Consider the following 20035-nt stretch of genomic DNA (forward strand, 5'->3'; position numbering starts at 1 on the left):
CTCACCGGGGTTCCCATGCATGTCCGTGCCTTCGCCCTCGCCGTCACCTGCGCCTTGATGCCGCTCACCGCGTGCAGCAGCGCGTCCACCGGCAGTTCTCAAGCCAGTAGCGCAACGGCCACTCCCACGACGCCGCTTCCCGCCACCGATCCCGTCGCCGTCGTCGCGTGGTTCAAGGACAGCCGCCACCACACGGGCCTCAAATCCCTGGACGGGGACCTGTCCAGATATACCGCCGGCTCCGCGGCCTCCGACGCTGGCATCGTCCTGAGCGCCTGCAACGAACTCGCCCACGACGTCCGCATTCTCAAGACCTTCGAGCCCATCCCCGACGCACCTGCCCAAGCCTCGTGGGTCTTGGCCCTCGCCGACCTGGAGCAGGGCTCAGCCGACTGCGCCAGCGGCATCCTCAACAACGACACCGCCCAGAGCGCCAAGGCCAAGTCAGAGATCAGCAAGGGCAACAGCGAGTACGCCGCGGTCGTCGACCGACTCGGCACCATCCTGGGGGTGCACCCCACAAGCTCACCGACATGAACGCCCGAAGCCGTCAGCACCCGTCCCGTGCGCCCCGGAAGAGGACCCGGCAGCCCCAGCGAACCGAGTTGGCATGGCCTCATCCTGCGTGCCGCACAATTTATTGCCGGGGCACAGTGGGGTGTTCGTCATCCGCTGCCCGGTGCCGGGGCCGTATCCGACGACTCGGCAGGCTGATGTCCGTGCCTGTCCACGAGGTGCTGTCACGTTGTTGGGTTGCAGGTGCTTGATGGTGCGTCGTGGTCTGGTGGGGCCCGCGGTCCGGGCCTGTGGTCAGGCCGTGGTGGGCCGGCTGGCAGCTTGGGTGATCTGGTCCCAGATCGCGAAGCGGACGGTCATCTCGGCTCGTGGTCGGAGGCTGTCATCAGGTGGCGGTGAGGGCGGAAGTGGGGTGAGATGCCGCTGAACGCGGACAGGAACCGCTGGGCCCCGCCGACGGAGCGGAATCCCTTCATGGCGCGTTCACGCTGCCGCGTGGGCTGATGACTGTTCTCCGCCCGGTTGTTCAGGCCCTTGTGGGAACGGTGTTCCACCGAGGGCATGACCTCGCGGTGCGCCGCGCCGTAGGAACGGAGCGTGTCGGTGACGACCACCCGCGGCACCGTACGGGTCTTCTTCATCAGGCGGCGGAAGAAGCGTCCTGCCGCGGCCTTGTCCCGGCGGCTCTGCAGGAGGATGTCGAGCACGTTGCCGTCCTGGTCGACGGCCCGCCACAGGTACTTCTGCTCTCCGTTGTTCTTCACGAAGACCTCGTCCAGGTGCCACTTGTCCCCGGGCCGTGGCCGACGGCGGCGCAGTCCGTCCGCGTAGGCCTGGCCGAACTTGGCGGACCAGCGGCGGATGGTCTCGTAGGAGACGATGACGCCGCGCTCGAGCATCAGCTCCTCGACCTCGCGGAAGGACAGCGGGAAGCGGAAGCACAGCCATACCGCGTGCGCGATCACCTCCACCGGGTACCGGTGGCCCTTGTACGACGGCGACGCGGACGACACGAACGAATCCCTCCCCGGCACGACCAACCAGAAGATCATCCCACCCGGCCAGTCAACGTGACAGTGCCTCAGCTCGGCTTTGAACAAGCTGTTGAATGCTTCCGCGAGGGCGTTATCGTATGAATCGCCCCGAGATCCGACCGAGGCCACCGCGTCGGCCTCTTCGAGGCGCTCGGTGTAGCGGATGGCTCGGTATTGCCCCGGACTCAATCGGTTGTCGCAACACCGGCTTCTTGAGTCAAGAGCAGGTGTTCGTTGAGGGCTTCAGCGGGTGTCTTCCATCCGAGGGTTTTGCGGGGGCGGCTGTTGAGGGCGAGCGCAACGGCTGCGAGGTCGTCTGTCTGCCATCGGGACAGGTCTGTGCCCTTCGCAAAGTACCCCTGGCGTTTGTGGTGGGCGTAGTAGGTGGAGGGGGCGATCTTGCAGTCGTGGTCGGTGAGGACCCGGCAGATCGGCTCGACGCCGCCGAAGCGGTCCTTGTGCTCGTCGATGAACGCTACGAGCGTGTGTGTGGCCGGTCGAGCTCGGCCGCGAAGAAAGACGCCGCGGCTTTGAGGATGTCGTTGGCCCGCTTCAGCTCGGCGTTCTCCTTCTTCAGCCGCTTCAGCTCAGCCGATTCCTCGCTCGTGGTGCCGGGCCTGGCACCGGCGTCGATCTGGTCCTGTCGCACCCACTTGCGCAGTGTCTCGGTCGTGCCGATGCCCAGTTTCTGGGCGACCGCTTTCATCGCGGCCCACTCGGTTTCGTACTCCGGGCGCACCTCGGCGACCATTCGCACCGCACGACGGCGCAGCTCAAGCGGGTAAGGGGAAGGACGTGCCATGACTCGATCCTCTCAAACGATCGAGTCTCTACCGAATCCGGAACGGTTCATGCTCGGCATCGAGGCGGTTGGGGACGACGAACGCCCTGTACGGCGGTCACAAGACGATATGTGGGCTCTCAACCTGGCAGCCGCACGGCAGTTCCACGCATGTGAGGGACATCTTCGTGTGCCCCGGAAGCACGTCGAGCAGGTGGGGACGGAAGCGGGCTTGGTGGGCCGTCAGAACGGTGCTGACGGGGTCGTGGTGGTCAAGCTCGGCACATGGCTCGACAACGTGCGCAAAAGGGCCGGGAAGCTCGCCGAGCAGCGGCGGGCGGACCTCAATGCCCTCGGCATGCGCTGGTAGAGGTGGGCGTGCGGGAACCGTCCTCTGCCCGGACGACGGGGCTGTTCTTCGCTGTTTTGCCGGACGCCCTGATGCCGCTCGGACCAGTCTGGGTGCCCAGGTAACAGCGAGAGGGGTGCAGGTGTCTGATGGTGGCGGGGTTGTCCGTGTCGGCGGTGTGGTGCCTGGGGTCTTTCGTGTCGCTCCTCTTGCCGGGGAGATGACGTCGTCGCTGATCGACCGGGTCGCCGACTGCTACGGGATGGAGGCGAAAGCCCTGCGGTCGTACTGGCGGTGGCGCGGTTCCCGGCCCCGGCATGAGGGCGGGGGTGTGCGGGCGGATAGCGAGGTTGTGCTGAACGTGGCGGGGCGGGAGGTTCTGGCCCGTGCTCGACGGACGCCTGATCCGCGACTTGACGCCGGCCAACGACGATGCCGCTGAACACTCCGACGAGCGCGCCTATTGCCGCTATCGCGGCAGCGACGATTGTTGCCACCTCACCTGTCATGGGCACACTCTGCACGGTCTCCGCAGTCCGCGGACCTGGGAGTATGACGGTGTTCGCAGAGTCTCTGCCTCCGGGCCACATGATCAAGGAGAGAAGGATGGTCGAGCAAGATCGGCCGCTGGGCCGCTATGTCACCGAGTTTCGAGCGTTGGCTGAGGGACGAACAGCACCGGAGGACTGGCTTGCCTGGTGGGCGCAGCACGGACAGCAGATAAAGGAGCTCAGTTCGCCTGGCGTTTTCCTTCGCCTCAAGCCTAGACACGGCGACGAGTTCGGTGGCATCCGGGCCGCTGTCACCAGCCAGGAAGGCGCTTGTCGTGTGCTTGAGGCCCTCGGCGTTGCCTGCGACCGGTCTGATCGGTATCAGATGGCTTGGAGGCAGGTCATCGACCGTCTGCGCGAGGAGCAGGCTGCCGAGGCAGCACGCAAGGCGGAGGGCTTCGGCCCGGTGATCGCCAGTCTCGCCGTCCGTTTCCCGCGTTTCGCTGCTTTCCTTGCCGCTGGCCTCAGCGAAGTCGACAGTTGCGGACCAGGGCTCGACGATGTCGCGGTGGACCAGCTCGAACACTCGCTTGGTCTTCGGCTTCCTGCGGCCTACCGCGTCTTCCTGCAATGCGCCCGTGAAGTCATCGTGGGAGACACGTTGCAAATGACCTCAAGTCATCCGTTCGTACATGACTCGAGGTCGGTCGCGCTGCCTTCCCTGGGCATGCTGTGCATCGCCGACTATTGGCTGGAAGCCGATGGTGACCAGGTGCTCTTCGATGTTCGAGAAGACTCTCAGGACGACCCGCCAGTCCTGTACTACGCCCATGGGCAGAGACAGGTCCGGGTAATCGCGGATAGTTTCACCGCCTGGCTTGAAGGGCTGCCCAAAACACTGGCGAGCTGAGTGCCAACCCCGTCCGCAAAGGGCTCAGCAAGCTCATTCACGACGCTACGAGCCCGGTCTGAGCTTAACCTCGATCTTGCATGACGGTCCGTCGGTTCTTCCGTCGGGCCGTTTTGCTGTTGCGGATGTGCGAGGGCATGTTGGTGGCCCGGTTGTCGCGTCGGGTGGGCGCCGGGTTCCACTCCCGGGGTGGTCGTGCAGGTTGTTGGGACGGGTGAATTTACTGGTCAGCCGGGGTTCGGTAGGGCCTGGAGCCGGTCCATGGCGCTGGTGATCACGGATGTCCAGGGCCATCGGGCGGCCAGGCGGAGCCAGCGGCGGCGGCCGGTGTTCACGAGCTGGGCGGCGGCGGAAAACAAGCGGAGGCGGAGGCGCTTCGGCTCCCAACGGCGGGTTTCGCCTGTCAGGGCGAGCATCGGCATCCAGGCGAGGAGGTCGAGCGCGATGGAGACGATCTCCAGCCAGATCCGGTTCTGGGCTGTGTCGTGCAGGGGCAGGTTGCGCAGGCCGGTATCGCGGGCGTTTCGGATGCGGTCCTCGCAGCGGGCCCGCCTGCGGTGACGCAGTTCGAGGTCGGCGAGCTGGCCGCCCTTTGTGTTGGTCGCGAAGCAGGTCAGTCGCAGCCCGTCAACGTCGGTGAAGCGCAACTGGGCGCCGGGGTGTGGCCGTTCCTTGCGGACGATCAGCCGCATGCCCTTGGGCCAGGTGCTCAGGTCGGGCATGTCGGTGATCTCTGCGACCCAGGCGCCGGGCCGTTCGGTGCCGTCGGAGTCGTAGGCCGGTGTCCAGGCCCGTTTCGGGATCTTCAGCACAGCCTGGTGGATGGCGTCGGTGATGGTCATTCCGACCGAGTAGGACAGCCACCGGCCGCGGCGGGAGAGCCAGTCGAGGAAGGCGTGGGTGCCGCCGGCGGAGTCGGTGCGGACCAGCGTCTGCCGTCCCCGCCGCAGGTGTTTGGGCAGTTGGGCCAGGGCGAGGCGGGTGGTTTCGATGTGATCGCTCGCGGTGTTGGAGCCTGCGTTGCCAGGCCGCAGCAGCGCGGCCACCGGTTCCCCGGAACCGGCCTGGCCGTGGTCGACGAACGCAACGAGCGGATGGTGACCGAAGGTCTTCTTCCAGGTCGCGGTGGCGTCCTGCTTCTCGGAGTGCGCAAGCACCAGCACGCCGTCGATGTCCACGATCACGCTGCCACCGGCGGCCGGATTGTCTTCACCGGCCAACTCCCATACTCGCGTGCGCACTTCGGCTCGTGCCGCGCGGATCGCGGTGAGCGCCTTCGGCCCGGCCGCGGCGAGCGCGTCGATGAGCCGGGAGACCGTGGGGTCCGATGCCACTGGACCGAACACGTCGGCCTCGGCCCGCAGCATGGCGACATCAGCGAGGCAGTCCCCGCCCAGAGCCGTCGCGAGTGCGATATCCAGCAGGACCTTGCCCGGATCATGCATCGTCCGCGGCTTGCGCCAGGGCGCCAGCGCCGCCGATATCGCATCGTCCAGGCCCAACGTGCGGACCGTCTCGACCAGCAGCACCGCCCCGGCCTGCGAGACCGCCCCTCTGCCGCCGCCCTCGACGCGGACACGTGGGTACAACCCGATACGCTTACTCACCTGGAGAGTGCTTCTTTCCGTGCAGCCAACAGGACCCTAGACAAGTCCCATCGTTGCAGGTCAGAAGCACTCTCTGCTTATTTGATCAAGGCATGGACGAGCACGCTCATGAAAGCGCGAGGTTAAGCTTACGCTGGGCTGGACGGACAGCATGGGCCGCTGACGGCCTCGGAGTTTTCGCACTGGCACACACCACGTGATCATTCCGGGGCCGTCGCCATGCCCGGAGGGCAGATCGCGACCGTCACGCTTCACGCATAATCGGCCACCCGACAGGCTCTCAGAGATCCAGGTCGGCGACTAGCGGTTGCCCTCAGCAGAGCAGCGTGAACGAGGCTTCCCCGTGGGATCGACCGTTGACCTGGAGCTGCACCAGATGGATACCCGGGTGGTAGCGCCGTGTGCTGATCGGCTTGAAGGAGTGTCTGCGTGTCGCGCGCCACGTCTCGCCGGGAGCCAGGGACCGCGTGGTGAGTTTGAAGACCTTGGGCGTGCGGCTGCCGTTGGCTATCCCTGGGAATCAACCATCTAGTGCCCGTACAGGTGCAGCGGCATCGTCAGGTCGATGTCCTTGCCGTTGTTCAGCGCGCGACGGACCATCTGGGTGGCGATTTGTGTCATGGTCGCGGACGGTGTCGGGAGTCCGCCGGCCTGTGTCGCGGTGAAGAAGCCCGGTACGGCGAGCGGCACGACCGCGTCCCATGACGACCGGGCGAGACCGAACGCGTCGGCGTCCGCGTCACCGATCATGTAGCGCACCAACGCGGTCGCAGGAGGAACAGTTGCCTCCTTCGGTCCGGCCAGCGACGCAAAGTATTCGATGGTCGCCTGCACGTACTTCGCGGACCGTGGTGTCACCTGCGCGTACAGACCATCCACCGCCGCCGCCCTTGTGCGGGCCGCGTCCAGAGTCTCCGGCATGCTGTCGTCCGGCATCCCAAACAGGTGTCCCGCCACACGCCACACGTAAAGGTAGACCGCCGCATCCTGCTCACTTGGGTGCACGTTGAGTTTGTACAGCTGGTCGACCAGGTAGCTGCTGAACAGGTTCCACTCGGCAATCATGTCCAGCTGGCTCAGAGGCGCACCCCACTTCGCCGTGTCCCAGTTGCCCTCCGTGTGCAGCAGGTAACGCACCGCAGAGTGCGCCATGCGGATCCGTGCCGACGTGACGAACGCCGACCCCGTGGGGCCGTACGGGTCCTCGACCAGCGTGTAACCCACGCCGCGCAGCGCCTTGGCGAAACCTTGTTTGTTGTCGTGCGGGCCCTCGATGCCGAAGATTGCTTCGGCCTCGGCGGGGTAGCGCATTCGCTCGGGCGTCACGTCCAGCACCGCGGTGAACGAGATCTGCTGCGCGTTGGCTCGCACAAACCTCTGCCCCTGGGCCAGCACTGCCGGGTCGGCCCAGGAGGGCAGCCGGCGTGCCGACTCCAGGAAGTCGCGCAGCTTGGCGGGCAGCCCGTCGGGCACGGCCTGGCCGTTGGTCGTCCACCCCTTGAGCGCCTCGTTGACGGCCGTGCCCTGCCCGCGCTGGAAGAGGTCGGTGACCGCTTCGTCGCAGGGCGGGTCCGCGATCTGTGTCAGGCTCTCCAGGTAGGCCTTCTCCTGGGGGTCGGCCTCGGCCGCGGTGAGCCGCAGGTCCTCTGGATCCGGCGCGACCTGCGCGGACGCGGTCGTGCTCCCCGCGCCGAAGAGGGCTGTCGCGCCGGCCACTGCTGCCGTACCAAGAATGTGAGGTCGGGACTTGTCGTCGCTCATCCGTCGATCTTCCTCGACGTGATGCCGCTGGTATCGCGACGGATGGGGAGGTCCGCTCGATCGGATGAAGATGATCTCTGTCGCGTCGTGAGCCGTTCGCCCGGGAGGTAGAACGCGGGGCCGCCCGACAGACCGGCGAGCACAGGAGCGGGATGGTGCCCCGGCAGTTGCCCGACGACGGTGGGGTGCCGAGTGCCCGGCCGGGCCGGGCCGCTCAGGCCATCACCTGCTCGCTGGCCGCTGTGCCGATGGCCGTCCCCCGAGACCGGTGTCCGATCGGGCGGGCGGTCGTTGATCACCGGGCGGCGGACTGCCGCCGCAGCCCGCGCTTAACAGGGAAGAAGTCACGTGTTGCGCAAAATCGTCACTGCATCAGCCGCCTCGGTGTGCCTGGCGCTGTCCGCCACCACCCCGGCCTCCGCCATCGTCGGCGGATCGGACGCCGCCTTGCAGACCGCGCCCTATCAGGTCAGCGTCCGGGAACAGGGCTGGACCGGAAGCCTGTCCCAGATCTGCAGTGGCTCCCTGGTTGCCAGTAACAAGGTCGTCCTCCCGGCCCACTGCGTCGACGGCGCAACGGCCAGCAAGCTGGAGGTGCGATGGGGCGGCACCAACCGGGACGATCTCCCCTCCGCCAGCAAAGTCGCGAAGATCACCATCCACCCCCAGGTTCGACACGAACACCCTGGTCGCCGACGTAGCGGTCATCACTCTGCAAACGGCCGCGTTGCAGCAGGGCGGGGTCCAGTTCGCCCGGCTCGCCAGCCAGGACCCGGCTCCGGGCACCCAGTTCACCGTGACGGGCTGGGGTGCCACCGGGCCGGACACGCCCACACTCTCCACAACCCTCCAGGCGATCCAGGAGAAGGCGGACACGCCCGCCGGCTGCCGCTCCCAGGTCGGCGACGCCCTCCAGGACGGCATGTTCTGCGGCCGGCCCGCCCCGGGACAGGGCACCTGCAAGGGCGACTCGGGCGCCCCTGCCGCAGCCGACGGCACCGTCTTCGGCATGGCCACCAGCAGGATCTCGCCCTGCGGCAACGGCACCGACGACGTGTACACCAGCACAGCGGCGTACAAGACCTGGATCGAATCGCAGTAACGCGGCGTCGGAGGTCACTTCGGCCGTGGTAATCGCTGAGATTGATCACGGTCCCTGTGCTGGTCCGGATGGGACCGGGCCCACCACACCTTGGCGACCGGGTCCGGGGTCGGTCGTGTGGCCGTCCGGGCCGCGGCGCGGCGACGTAGGCCTTCTGCCGAGGCATTGCTCTCGGTTCGGCTGGCTCTGTTCACGAGAACGGGTTCTGGCTCATTTCCGTGAGGGCGTGCTGTGAGTGATGGCTGGCTCCGAGCGGGAAGGCCGAAGCCCCGAGCCGTGCCCGGCCCGGGGCTTCGCATGCACGCGGATGTCATCGCTCCAGCGTGTGATCAGCTGGCACCGCAGCGCAGGGGGCCGCAGCGTCGCTGGCACTGAGATGGCCCCTGACCGGCGGTAGGTCGGGGAGGGTCATCCTTCTTGCCAGTTGGCGCTGCCTGCTCCTGTGCCACCACCGCATTCGCCTTCGGAGGTGCCGCGCTGGCCGGGGTTCAGCGTGATCCACTGGCCGTTGGTGTCCGGCCAGACGCCGCAGACGATGGTGGCTCGGAAGGCGACTGCGGTCTGGGTGTTGTTGGTGCAGTCCGCGAATCCCTTGTATCCGTCGACCCACGTGCGGCAGTTCAGGACGCCCCCGTTCGCTGTGCGGGGTACTGCCTCGGTGGTGTGGGCGGAGGCGGCAGCGGCCGGCGTGAGCACCACGGCGGCGACAACAGCGGTCATCAGTCGAAACTTCATGTGGAGATCAACGTCAGAGGAACCAGCAGGACACGGCCCCTTCCGGGAGGCGGACTGGGCGAACGGAGAAGCCGGCGCCCGCGTGCACGCCTCGGTGCACGTGCACTTCCTCTCTCCGACCACCACGGCGTGGGACGGGAACTCGATTGGGGCGTGGGCGAAGAACGCCCGGGCAGCGGCGCGTAGTGCGCGGGAGAACGAACAGCTGCGGCCGGCCGTCCTGTCCGGTCGGCGGCCGGAGCGATGACCGAGCGCGCGGCGGGACAAGCTGGACGCGATCGATCCGGAGCGGTGCCCGGTATGGGGCACCCGGTGGAAGCGGTTCTTCCGCTCGTCCAGAACCACGTCCAGGCCAGCGGCCCGGTGCCGGCGGCCGCGGGCGACGTCGTCGTCCAGGGCGAGGACCTCGGACGCTGGGTGACGCGCAGCGGTTCGGGTGGGGACAGCTCTTGCCCGTGCAATCCTGGAGAACACCCTCAAGATCACACCGGCCGAGGAGGACGAGCGGCCGGTGAAGCGGACGCAGGGCACCATGTGGGCCCTCAACCTCGCGGCGGCGCGGCAGTTCCACGCCCGGGAAGGACACTTTCGAGTGCCTCGGAAGCACACCGAGCACCTGGAGACGGAGAACAGCCCGACAGGCCGTCAGGACGGCGCTGACGGGGGTGTGGTGGTCAAGCTCGGCATGTGGCTCGACAACGTCCGCAAACGCGCCGCGAAACTCCCCGAACAACGCCGGACAGACCTCGATCAGCTCGGGATGCGCTGGTAGAACGCCGCACCAGGCGGTGAGGACCGGGACGGCCCGTCAGCACCGCACGCACGGCGAGCACCTGACGCCCTGAAACCGTCTGTATGCCCCCCTGTGCCGCGAACGCGAGTCGCCAGCGACGGCACCGGGGCGCGGCGCCGCACGCGAAGCGGGCTCAGCCACAGAGGCCGGTCCCTCGATCCGGTGGTTGTCGACGGCGACACGCCCGTCGCTGCCAGCTGCGCGTGCCACGCACGGCGCGGCTCGTAGGCCGGGGTTCGTGTGGCAGCTGGGGACACATGAGAGCGTTGCGCTGACGCTGCCCCCGCCATCTCGCGCGCCCACCCTCACCTGGGCCGACTCTCGCTGGCACGGCCGCGCGGCTTCAGGAGAGCGAGGTCGGGTTGTGAGGTGGTGGTACGGCCCGGAGCAGTTCCCACAAGGGGTGTGGGGTGCTACGGAATCTGCTTCGATTCAGTCTTCGTTGGCGGTGAAGTACGTCTGGTCGATGTCTGTCACGGTGAGCCCGCTATCGAGCCTGACAGTCAGCAGACGCTTGATTGGTCCGGCTGCCCGACTCTCTTCCACTGTGCCTGGCGTGCCCTCAGTAGGCCGTGCTCCGGGCCCGAGGGTGTCATGACCCTATGCCCGCGGCCGCCGAAGTCGCGGACCGATGGCTCCACAGCCCCGATCAGGGAGAAAACCATGCGGACCAGTCCAGGAGACAGTGAGTTCTACCAGTGGTTGCTTCACCACGCCCGGCTGATGAACTGGGACCTCGACGCGGTCGACGAGCTGGACGGTGTCACCGTCCCGCGGCGCCGCTTCTTCCTCGTGTGGGCGTCGATCGCACTGACCAACGGACTCACCCCCGCACAGACCGGGCAGCTCGCCCACGGGCTCGGCGTCACCCCGGACGAGGTGACCGCCGCATACACGCCGGAACTGCGGGCCGCCACCATCGACGAACTCAACCAGGCCCTTCACCTCTGAGAAGCGTCACGACCAGGAGGCGGAAACGGTCGGCCCCGCTTGCCGGGATCGCCCTTATGCGCGTCAGGCCCGTAGGTCGAATCGAGGTCAGTGACGCTTCGAAGCTTCACCGCCTGCGCCGCGCTTCCTGCTCTGTGTGCGCACTGAAGCTGTCGGATTCTCACGGCTTCTCGTTCGTATTGGGATACTGGCCCCATGACCGATTGGGAGCACACACCCACACCAGGGCCGGGTGGACCAGTTCTTGGCGGTGCACTCTGCCTCATCGGCGGAGTCGGGTCGCTCGCGGTCCTGGTGCCCAGTGTCGGATGGGACGAACTTGCCTGGTTCTGTGCTGGGGTCGCACTGCTCGGTGCGGTGCTTCTGACAGTCGGAAGCACCAAGCTCCTCCGAGCGCGTCGCGGTTCAACAAACGACCACTGAGTGGACGTTATGTCCATTTCTGGATGATCTGGTGTCACCTGTTCGTGGGTGCGGAGTCGTTCGGGCTGACTCGCATGTCGTGTGCATGATGGGGTCGGGGCATGGAACGGATGCCGTACTCAACGGACCTGTCCGACGGGCAGTGGGCCTTGATCGAGCCGCTGATCACAGCCTGGAAGCAGGAGCGGGTGTCGCGCTCGGCGACCGGAGATCCGGGCTCCTGTGATCTGCGCGAGGTCGTGAACGCGCTGCTGTACCAGAACCGGACGGGCTGTCAGTGGCGGCTCCTGCCACACGACTTCCCGGCATGGTCGGCGGTGTTCTACTACTTCACCCTGTGGCGTCAGGACGGTATTGACCAGCGGATCCAGGAGATCCTGCGCTGCCAGGTGCGGGAGCGGGCCCGGCGATTAGAGGACCCGTCCCTGGTGATCATCGACACCCAGTCCGTCCGCGTCGCGGCGGGGGTGCCGAAGGAGACGACAGGACTGGATGCGAACAAGAAGACGCCCGGCAGGAAGCGGGGACTCGCCGTCGACGTGCTGGGCCTGGTCATCGGTGTGGTGGTCCTGGCCGCCAGTGCGCACGACAACGAGGCCGGCATCGCCCTGCTGGACCAGGCGGCCGAACGGTGCGGGATGCGCCTGGAGAAGGTCCTGGTCGACCAGGGCTTCAAGGACGCCGTGATCATCCACGGGGCGGTGAAGGACATCACCGTCGAGGTGGTCCGGCGCAACCCCGACGACCAGGGCAAGGGCTTCGTTCCGCAACCGAAGCGGTGGGTGGTCGAGCAGGTCAACGGCACCCTCATGCTCCACCGGCGCCTCGCCCGCGACTACGACCACCGGCCCGACAACGCCGCCTCCCGCGTCTACTGGGCCTCCACCGCGGGCATGCTCCGCCGCCTCACCACCCCCAGCCCCGCCTGGCGCGACGACGTCGAGCTGGCTGCGTGAACGTCACCGAACTCCTGCGGCTGTTGCAGGCCGAACACGACGAGACCGCCGCACGCGCCGACAGCCTGCGCGAACAGATCGACCAACTCACCAGTGCCCTGGCCGAGGTCGAGGCCCGCCTCGCCGAGATCGTCACCACTGGCAAGGTCATCGACGGCCTCGCCCTGCCCGAACCCACACAAGCCCCCGCAGAGCCCGCCACCGTCTACCAGCGCATCGTGACCGCCTTCAACGAGCATCCCGGGCGGGTCTTCCGGGTTCGTGACCTACACGAACTACTCGGGCTGCCCACCGACGAGCCCTCGATCAACGTCACCCGCTCCCGCCTGGGACGACTCGTCCGTCAGGGACTCCTCGACCAACCCGGACGCGGCCGGTACCAGAAACGGACTAACGCCGCACTTCGTGGGCTGGAATCGGCACAGCCGACGGCCGCCACTCTCGCCTGATCAACCCGAACACCCACGAGTCGGATACCTCACCGTTCACGACGCAGTCTTCCCGCAACGTCCCTTCACGCACGAATCCGATCTTCTCCAGGACCCGGGCAGACGCCACGTTGCGCGTATCGGTCTCAGCCTGAACTCGATTCAGGTCCAGTGCGTCGAATGCCCACTGCAGCACGGCGTGCGCGGTCTCCGTCGCGAAGCCGTGGCCCCACATCGCATCGTCGAGGCAGTAGCCCAACGACGCGCTGCGGTACTCCGGGTTCCATCCGGTCAGACCGCACCAGCCGAACTGCCCGCACCTTGCCCGTGATGGAGGCCAGCGCCTTCTTCGACGGATAGGTGTAGACGTAGTGCTCGCTGGTGCCCTTCTTGCGCCTTCGCTGGATGTGAAAGCCGAGAAAGTCCAGTCCCTCGTCGATATGGCAGACACGGGTCTTGGCCTCGGACAGGCGGAGCCCCAGAGGGGCGAGCACGGCCGTGACCTCCTCCCACAGCGCATCCGCGTGAGCTTGGGTGCCGCACACCATGATCAGAAAATCGTCCGCGTAGCGGACGATCCGGTTTGTGGCCCCTCCGCGTCGGCGGTGCGCTGTCCGCCTGCCGCCATTGCCGTGAGCGTCCCACTTGGCACAGAAATGTTCGTCCAGCGCCGAGAGGGCGATATTCGCCAACAGCGGTGAGGCAATGCCGCCTTGGGGCGTGCCGGTGTTCGTGTCCCTGGTCTCGCCATCAGCGGACATGATGCCCGCCTTCAGGAACGCCTTGACCAGAGTGAGAACCCGCTTGTCTCCGACTCGTCGGCGCATCCGCTCCAGAAGAGCGGAGTGCGCGATGTTGTCGAAGCACGCTTCGATGTCCGCATCCAGCACCCAGTGATAGCCCTTGGTGCCGAAGTGGTGCACCTCTGCGATCGCGTCATGGGCTCGTCGTTCAGGGCGAAAGCCGTAGCTGACCGGCTTGAAGGACGCCTCGAGGATCGGCTCCAGGACCAGCACAAGCGAGGCTTGCACGAGCCTGTCCATCGCGGTGGGAATCCCTAATCTCCTGAGTTTGCCCCCGCTACCCGGCTTGGGGATCATGCGCTCCCGCACCGGCAGAGGGGTGAACGCGCGGGCTTTCAACTGCGCCCGCGCGTTCTTCAGGAAGGCCACGATATCGGCGTCGTCGGCGATGAAGGCCGGTACGACCCGGTCCACGCCGGCCGTGCGCGCCCCCTTATTGCCCCTCACCCTCTCCCACGCAACGGTGAGGAAGTCAGGGTGATGAACGAGGTTGTAGAGATCACCGAACCTGCGGCCGGGATCACCGACCGCCCATTGGTGCAGCTTGGTCTGCATCCGTCGTACCCGCAGCCAGGCCCCATCGGGGTCAGGCCACCGTTCACCGGTATTCACCAGCGTCTCCGTCCCTTGCAGTTCCTCAACTACATGAATCCGCTGGGCTGCTTCGCCATGTGGACGGCTTTGTCGGGTAGCTCCGGCGCGTTGCCGCGCCGGAGCCCCCTAAGAACCGGACGTGCCAGTCATCCCGGCATCCGGCTCAAGCAAGCCCTGAAGGCTCGCGGGTTTGCAGGGTTGCTGGACCTGGCGCGATACCGGCAGAACGCCGACGTCGGCAGGCTGTGTGCACGAAACGAAGGACCACGTTCGACGTGCCCTGGTCCGGAGCGAGGACGAGGTATTGCTTCGTCATTGCCCTTCGGACCACCGCCATCCACTGTTCCCATTCAGCCGGGCTCTGCGGTTGGTGGTCGGCGTGCAGGAGGAAGCCCCGACACAGCGGGCAGCGGCCGTCTTGCGACGTCAGCAGCCGCATTCCGAACGCGTCCAGTGGCAGGGGTTTCTCTTTGCGCCGCCGTTTGGCCCAGTATTCGGCCAGGGCTGGATCGTCCGGAGACGATGTGCCCGGGACCATCTGGTGTCGAACAATCTTTGTCCAGGAGAATTTCCGCAGGTGAGCACCGGTCTCCCGGTTGCCGAATACCCAGCGGTTCTTGCTGGACTTGTTGAACTGACCGAAGTACCGGTTGACGATCCAGTTCCTCGATTTGTTCTGGTGGCCGTGCTTGGCCCACTTGTAGGTGAGCTTCCACATGTAGTCGTCCAGCGCGGTGAACGCCGCACTGGAGACCACCGTCCGGTAGTAGGCCGACCAGCCGCGCACGATCGGATCCATCTTGTGCAGCACCGCACTGACATTGGACCCTCGCAGGGCCAACATCTCGGTGCGTAGCCGTTCCCGGATTCGTTTCAGAGCCGCCGGACTCGGTTTGATCAGCAGCTTTCCGTCATAGCGGCGGACGTTGAATCCCAGAAAGTCGAAACCGGAGTCAGCGTGGACGATTCTTGTCTTGTCCTCGTTGAACGCCAGTCCTCTGGGCAGCAGCCATTCGGCGAGCTTCGCCTTGACCTGTTGGGCTTCGTCATGGCTGTGACACAGCGCAACAAGATCGTCGGCGTACCTGATCAGGGCCGGGGAACCTTCAACCGACTCGGCGGCATTCGTGCCGAGCTTGCGGTATCGGACTCCGGCGGCTTGTTCCATTCCGTGCAGAGCGATGTTCAGCAACAGAGGGCTGACGACTCCCCCTTGTGGGGTGCCTTCCTCTGTCGGGGCGAACCGGCCGCCGTCGACCACTCCGGCCTTCAGCCAGTGCTTGACCAGTTCCCTGGCGGGGAACGTGCCGAGTTGGGCGAGCAGGTGCCCGTGGTCGATGCGGTCGAACGCCGCTCTCAAGTCCGCGTCCAGCACCCACATCCGCTGGGGATTCTTGCCTTTCAGCGTCAAGTAGATGGCGGATATCGCGTCATGGCAGCCGCGGCCGGGCCGGAAGCCGTACGACTTCGGCTCGAACCGCGCCTCCCACTCGGGTTCCAGCGCGTTGACCACCCGCGCTTGCAGTGTCCGGTCAGCGATGACCGGAATCCCCAGTGGGCGCTTCTTTCCGTCTGCTTTGGGAATATGCACGCGCTTGACCGGCAAAGGCGTCCAGGTTTTCGCACGGTATTGCGCCCAGTCGGCCAGTTTGGTCTTCGACTGGGGCAGCAACGCCGTTCGCCCGTCCACTCCGGCGGTCTTGCGCCCAGCGTTGATCTCCGTCACGCGCCGCACGCTCAGCAGCGTGTTGGCACGGGAACGAAGCATCAGTTTCTGCAAGTTGCGAACTCGTTTGAGGTCGCCTTCCCGCGATGCCGTGAAGATTCTCTGTCGCAGACGCCGTACTTCATCCTCGACGGCACGCCAGTCAATATCGTGCCAGTCGGGGATGTTGTCCTCCGGTCCGTTCGCCATCACGTCTACGTCGGCTTTCACCTGCGTCTTCGTCATGGCGTCCAACTTGCCCTTCGGTTCCGGTGTCGTTCTCTTCGTCTCTCCACAGGCTCACCTGGCCTCCGTCAGCACCCTTTCGGGTCCGGGCACCAGCCCGTATCCGGCCGGTTATGCGAGACGGCCGGCGGAGAGCCGGTCATGGTGTCTCGATTTCCCGCTGCCTTTCGGCCGCCGGCATTGGCTTCTGAGGCCATCCTGTGCCCGCTGGAGAATCGGGCCTTCCTTGCGGTCGGCTTGCCGTAGACGTCGTGGCGTCTGTGGACTCCAACGGGGTTGTCACGTTCCGCACGAGTGAGGTGCGGCCGGGTCGGGTGCCCCCTATACCCCGAGGACGGCGGTGTTCTCCCGACCGGACTAGCGTCTTCCGGTCGGCGCCTGCCGCTTCTCAACGGCCAGTCCTTGACCCCACTGCAACGACCCATCTGCGGGGCTTCCGATGACGAGGCATCACCAGGGGTTCACACTGTTCACCCTGTCGGCCTTCCCCGTGACCTGTAACTCCCGGATGGAACGGGAGCCCTTGGGCCTGGAGACCTGAGCTTCGCACCCCGCCGTTACCAGCGACGCACGTCAGGCCGGGGACAGATCCTCGAACACTGATCCGTAACTACACCTTCGGCATCAGCCGACCTCCTTCGATGAAGCTCACTCAACTCGTGCGACTTTCGTGTCGCACCCCGCCCTCGGACTACTACCAGCCCTCCGCCCCACCCCGGGCCGTCGACGGACGTCGCGCCTTCCTGCCCCATCACGCCTGGAGAGCGCGCTGATGCGGGAGCTCCGGGGTGGTTCCCACGTTCACTGTGATCCGCTCGTCGGGTGAGGCGGCCAGCTTTGCCCCTGCGGCATCGCCACGGTTACGCCGCAGTCCTTCACCGTGGCCTCCCGACCGGCAAGATCAATCCGATCCAGGAGTTCCCGCCCTGACGGGCAGTGCGCACCGCAATCCAGCCCAGATCCACCGGGTTTGAGCTGGCGGAGGTCTTGAGGGGCTTTACACCGCTGGTTCCGGTAGTTCCGGTGCGTCCCGTCGTTGTCGGGGCTGCTCTCCACCAGATCCGGCCGACTCGCCGGGCCCGACTGCCCCCTGCTTCTGTCGTCCCGCTGCGACGGGACAACGGTGCGGGCCTCACACCCGCACGCGGATCACCGCGCCTCGTGGCGCACGGTCTTCCACCTCCACTCGAACCAACAGCGCCTCACGGCGCAAACGGAAGCTGAGCCAGAACCACGACTCGTGAACCACCGGCTCGATCCGCTCGGCGGGCAGCGGCCGTCGGCGCGGTGTCGACTCCGTGGTCGGGCTTGGTCGGCCCGACCACGGGTCAGCGCCTACTCGCGGGAACGGCGACGAGGACCAGGCGGCCGTGGGCGAAGGCCGGCCACCGGGGCGCTGCGAAGAAGTTCCAGAGCCTGCTCGACGAAGCAACCTGACCAAGCCTGACGAGGGCATGACCCGCGGGCCAGGCTGCCGACAGGTACGTGATACGAAAGCGCCGCCCCGGCCGTCAAGCACCGCCGGCCCATCGCGGCCACCCGGGCAAGGAACCGCCACAAAGGCTTCCACGACCATAGTTGCGCGCAAACCGCACGCGCGGCCCAGAGCGCTCCCCATCAGCACATAGATACCGTCGGGTTGAAGCTTCCCCTTGATCACGGACACCTGTCTGGACTACTCGCGGCACCTGCGACCACCGCCTCAGCACTCGCCCTCTCCGGATGGCGCGACGCTAGGTTCTGTCCGGCCGATCTTGGACTGTGGGAGGATGCCATCCATGACTTGCACCCGAAGTGGCCGTGCCGCGTAGAACACCAGCTTCACTTCGGTCGCGGGAACGCGGCTGGGGAAGCCCCTGGGTGGGGTATCGCGATGTCCCAGGTCTGTCGGGAGCGGCGAATGCCGCCGTCCGTGTGCTCGAACGGGAGCGATTGTCTCCGGGCATCGTGGCAGTGGCGTTGAGCGTGTGGTCCGTGCGCGTCCATGGCACCAAGCGCCGGTGGAGGCAGTGGGAGGCTGAGTTCACCTGCCCGTGCTGCGGCGAGGGGTGGGCCCGGGACAAGCTGCAAGACGCTCTGTTCATGCTTCCGCCAAGGGCCGCCGGCGAACTCCGGGTGCAGGTGGAGCGCCTGGACGTGGTGCTTCTCGGGCGAACGCATCACGAGCCGATGGCAGACCAGGAGTTGGCGTGGTGGCATCGAAGGTGCTGACCGCGCACCCATGCCGCCCGCTGATTCGTTGGCTCTTGTATGACTGGTCGGGGGGATCTGACAGAGGCGGAGCGGCGACGTCTGGAGCCGCTTCTGCCGACAGGCAACAACCGCTGCGGGCGGTGGCGCGATCACCGTCAGGTGGTCAACGGCATCCTGCACCGGGTGCGGACCGGGGTGCAGTGGCGTGATCTGCCTGAACGCTACGGGCCGTGGAAGACCGTCTATGAGCGTCATCGGCGCTGGTCGGCCGACGGAACCTGGGACCGGTTGCTTCAGCAGGTGCAGGCCCAGGCCGATGCCACCGGTCGGATCGACTGGGACGTCTCGGTTGACTCCACCTCGATCCGTGCCCACCAGCATGCGGCCGGAGCCCGGAAGGCCCCACCACCCGCCGTGTCAAAAGGGGCGGCGGCAATGAAACACCAGAGCGAAAGAGCATGGGTGAGATTGTGCGCCCGCCTGGTGAAGGTGGTGCAGGAGGTGAGGCGCTCGGTCGCTCCCGAGGAGGCTTCACCACCAAGATCCACCTGAGTGCCGACGGTCGTTGCCGTGTGCTTTCACTGTTGCTGACGGCGGGCCAACGGGCGGACTGCACGCAGTTTGAGCCGGTCATGGAGCGCATTCGGGTGCCTCGCCTCGGGCCGGGCCGCCCGCGCACCACACCGGACAGCGTGAGCGCCGATAAGGCCTACAGCAACCGCCGGACCCGCCGCTACCTGCGGCGGCGAGGCATCCGACACGTCATCCCCGAGAAGAGCGATCAGGCAGTGAACCGCGTACGCCGGGGCCGGGCAGGGGGTCGCCCATCCGGCTTCGACAAGGAGCGGTACAAGAAGCGCAACACCGTGGAACGGGCGATCAACAAGCTCAAGAACCACCGAGCCGTGTCCACGAGGTACGACAAGCGCGCATACGTCTACCTGGGTACCGTCACCGTCGCAGCAACCATCATCTGGCTCCGGACATGATCGACCGGACAGAACCTAGCCCGGGCAACGGGTGGGCTCACTACGAGCGCGCGGTGGCGTTGCACGCCCTGCACGACCCGGACGGCGAGCAAGTCCTCGTGCGTGCCGTTGAGGTCCTGGAGGCCCTGAGAGTGTCATCAGAGGCTCTGCCGCACGTCGTACCGGTGCTGGGCAACCTCTTCCTTGCCCATTGCCTGATGTCCCACCGGGACAAGACGGACTACTACCGGACTGCCTTTCTCGATGCTCAGCCAGCCCCCGGCCAGCTCTCCGAACTCCTCATCGCAATGAACACACTGGTGGACACGCGCCCTGGCATGAACGAGTTCCTAACGCCGTTCCGCCGCCTCCTAGCCGATGCTCTCATCAACGCTGCGGACCGGTAATCCCGCTGCTCCACCACGCTGAACGCTGCGACGTGCGAGCACTCGCAGCAAGCCAGGGGGTCCTGGCCGGCCTGGCCGTGGTCATGCACCGCCTGCCCGCGTTCACCTGGCGCCCGGCCCGACCGGCCGAATACATCCGGTCCAGGCCCTCCAGGTCGGCCCCGGAATCCCAGCATGTCAGGGGACAACTAACCGGCCGGTAGCTAGAGCGAATCGGACGTGAGGCCCCGACCGTCGCATGCCAACCTGCGGAAACGAGCCCTGGGGCCCGGGGATCCCAGG

At 66.5% G+C, this 20035-nt stretch carries 15 protein-coding genes and 7 pseudogenes; 11 read left to right on the forward strand and 11 right to left on the reverse strand.

The window, feature by feature from the left end; all coding sequences use genetic code 11:
- Window positions 1-15: 15 nt before the first annotated feature.
- Window positions 16-537: a hypothetical protein gene (locus tag OG978_RS42165; protein ID WP_326770389.1), complete on the forward strand. Its 522-nt coding sequence runs from the start codon at window positions 16-18 to the stop codon at window positions 535-537.
- Window positions 538-810: 273 nt separating this feature from the next.
- Here OG978_RS42165 and OG978_RS42170 read toward each other — a convergent pair.
- From OG978_RS42170 to OG978_RS42185, 4 pseudogenes are all read right to left on the reverse strand, one after another.
- A pseudogene (locus OG978_RS42170) lies at window positions 811-1568 on the reverse strand (IS6 family transposase).
- A 30-nt stretch (window positions 1569-1598) separates the two neighbouring features.
- Window positions 1599-1727 (reverse strand): annotated as a pseudogene (locus OG978_RS42175) (IS3 family transposase); the annotation flags it as partial.
- 8 nt (window positions 1728-1735) lie between these two features.
- Window positions 1736-1906, reverse strand: a pseudogene (locus OG978_RS42180) (IS30 family transposase); the annotation flags it as partial.
- 3 nt (window positions 1907-1909) lie between these two features.
- Window positions 1910-2352 (reverse strand): annotated as a pseudogene (locus OG978_RS42185) (transposase); the annotation flags it as partial.
- 109 nt (window positions 2353-2461) lie between these two features.
- Between OG978_RS42185 and OG978_RS42190 the strand changes: the two are divergent.
- Both OG978_RS42190 and OG978_RS42195 read left to right on the forward strand, forming a co-directional pair.
- A complete protein-coding gene (locus tag OG978_RS42190; protein ID WP_326771050.1) occupies window positions 2462-2701 on the forward strand; it encodes a helicase associated domain-containing protein in 240 nt (79 codons plus the stop codon).
- 585 nt (window positions 2702-3286) lie between these two features.
- Window positions 3287-4081: an SMI1/KNR4 family protein gene (locus OG978_RS42195; RefSeq protein WP_326770390.1), complete on the forward strand. Its 795-nt coding sequence runs from the start codon at window positions 3287-3289 to the stop codon at window positions 4079-4081.
- Between the two features lie 227 nt (window positions 4082-4308).
- Here OG978_RS42195 and OG978_RS42200 read toward each other — a convergent pair whose 3' ends face one another.
- The 3 genes and pseudogenes from OG978_RS42200 to OG978_RS42210 form a co-directional block, all read right to left on the reverse strand.
- Window positions 4309-5688 (reverse strand): IS1380 family transposase, encoded by a 1380-nt coding sequence (locus OG978_RS42200; protein WP_326763650.1) that lies wholly within the window; start codon window positions 5686-5688, stop codon window positions 4309-4311.
- 313 nt (window positions 5689-6001) lie between these two features.
- A pseudogene (locus OG978_RS42205) lies at window positions 6002-6196 on the reverse strand (DNA alkylation repair protein); the annotation flags it as partial.
- A gap of 20 nt (window positions 6197-6216) precedes the next feature.
- Window positions 6217-7449, reverse strand: coding sequence for an oxygenase MpaB family protein (locus OG978_RS42210; RefSeq protein ID WP_326770391.1), 1233 nt, complete (start codon window positions 7447-7449; stop codon window positions 6217-6219).
- Window positions 7450-7833: 384 nt separating this feature from the next.
- Here OG978_RS42210 and OG978_RS48610 point away from each other — a divergent pair.
- Both OG978_RS48610 and OG978_RS42215 read left to right on the forward strand, forming a co-directional pair.
- A pseudogene (locus tag OG978_RS48610) lies at window positions 7834-8094 on the forward strand (trypsin-like serine protease); the annotation flags it as partial.
- A complete protein-coding gene (locus OG978_RS42215; RefSeq protein ID WP_442817876.1) occupies window positions 7979-8551 on the forward strand; it encodes a trypsin-like serine protease in 573 nt (190 codons plus the stop codon). The pseudogene OG978_RS48610 and the gene OG978_RS42215, both read left to right, overlap by 116 nt.
- A 408-nt stretch (window positions 8552-8959) precedes the next feature.
- On the opposite strand, the gene OG978_RS42220 is transcribed toward OG978_RS42215, so the two are convergent.
- On the reverse strand, window positions 8960-9271 hold the full coding sequence (locus OG978_RS42220; RefSeq protein WP_326770393.1) for a hypothetical protein: 312 nt from the start codon (window positions 9269-9271) through the stop codon (window positions 8960-8962).
- Window positions 9272-9722: 451 nt separating this feature from the next.
- Here OG978_RS42220 and OG978_RS42225 point away from each other — a divergent pair, with 451 nt between their 5' ends.
- The 4 genes from OG978_RS42225 (at window position 9723) to OG978_RS42240 (ending at window position 12858) form a co-directional block, all read left to right on the forward strand.
- Window positions 9723-10058 carry a helicase associated domain-containing protein gene (locus tag OG978_RS42225; protein ID WP_326770394.1) on the forward strand — a complete coding sequence of 112 codons (336 nt, stop codon included), beginning with the start codon at window positions 9723-9725 and terminating at the stop codon, window positions 10056-10058.
- Window positions 10059-10742: 684 nt separating this feature from the next.
- Window positions 10743-11030, forward strand: coding sequence for a hypothetical protein (locus tag OG978_RS42230; protein ID WP_326770395.1), 288 nt, complete (start codon window positions 10743-10745; stop codon window positions 11028-11030).
- A gap of 524 nt (window positions 11031-11554) precedes the next feature.
- Window positions 11555-12409 carry an IS5 family transposase gene (locus OG978_RS42235; RefSeq protein ID WP_326770396.1) on the forward strand — a complete coding sequence of 285 codons (855 nt, stop codon included), beginning with the start codon at window positions 11555-11557 and terminating at the stop codon, window positions 12407-12409.
- Window positions 12406-12858 carry a type IV toxin-antitoxin system AbiEi family antitoxin domain-containing protein gene (locus tag OG978_RS42240; RefSeq protein ID WP_326770397.1) on the forward strand — a complete coding sequence of 151 codons (453 nt, stop codon included), beginning with the start codon at window positions 12406-12408 and terminating at the stop codon, window positions 12856-12858. The genes OG978_RS42235 and OG978_RS42240 overlap by 4 nt, the downstream gene beginning before the upstream one ends.
- Here the strand turns inward: OG978_RS42240 and OG978_RS48615 are convergent.
- The 3 genes and pseudogenes from OG978_RS48615 to ltrA (OG978_RS42255) form a co-directional block, all read right to left on the reverse strand.
- On the reverse strand, window positions 12800-13288 hold the full coding sequence (locus tag OG978_RS48615; protein ID WP_442817904.1) for a GNAT family N-acetyltransferase: 489 nt from the start codon (window positions 13286-13288) through the stop codon (window positions 12800-12802). The two genes, OG978_RS42240 and OG978_RS48615, sit on opposite strands and share 59 nt — an antisense overlap.
- Window positions 13203-14195 (reverse strand): annotated as a pseudogene (ltrA, locus tag OG978_RS42250) (group II intron reverse transcriptase/maturase); the annotation flags it as partial. The gene OG978_RS48615 and the pseudogene ltrA (OG978_RS42250), both read right to left, overlap by 86 nt.
- A gap of 202 nt (window positions 14196-14397) precedes the next feature.
- Entirely contained in the window at window positions 14398-16185 is a 1788-nt protein-coding gene (gene ltrA, locus OG978_RS42255) for a group II intron reverse transcriptase/maturase (protein WP_326763529.1), read from the reverse strand.
- A 2250-nt stretch (window positions 16186-18435) separates the two neighbouring features.
- Here ltrA (OG978_RS42255) and OG978_RS42260 point away from each other — a divergent pair.
- Window positions 18436-19367 (forward strand): IS5 family transposase gene (locus OG978_RS42260; protein ID WP_442817877.1). Its coding sequence is split into 2 segments (ribosomal slippage): window positions 18436-18796 and window positions 18796-19367, totalling 933 coding nucleotides; the frame shifts between segments, so codons are not numbered across the junction.
- Window positions 19364-19753 (forward strand): hypothetical protein, encoded by a 390-nt coding sequence (locus tag OG978_RS42265; protein WP_326770400.1) that lies wholly within the window; start codon window positions 19364-19366, stop codon window positions 19751-19753. Before OG978_RS42260 ends, OG978_RS42265 begins: the two co-directional genes overlap by 4 nt.
- Window positions 19754-20035 lie beyond the last annotated feature (282 nt).

It is taken from the genome of Streptomyces sp. NBC_01591 (assembly GCF_035918155.1).
Classification (GTDB): domain Bacteria; phylum Actinomycetota; class Actinomycetes; order Streptomycetales; family Streptomycetaceae; genus Streptomyces.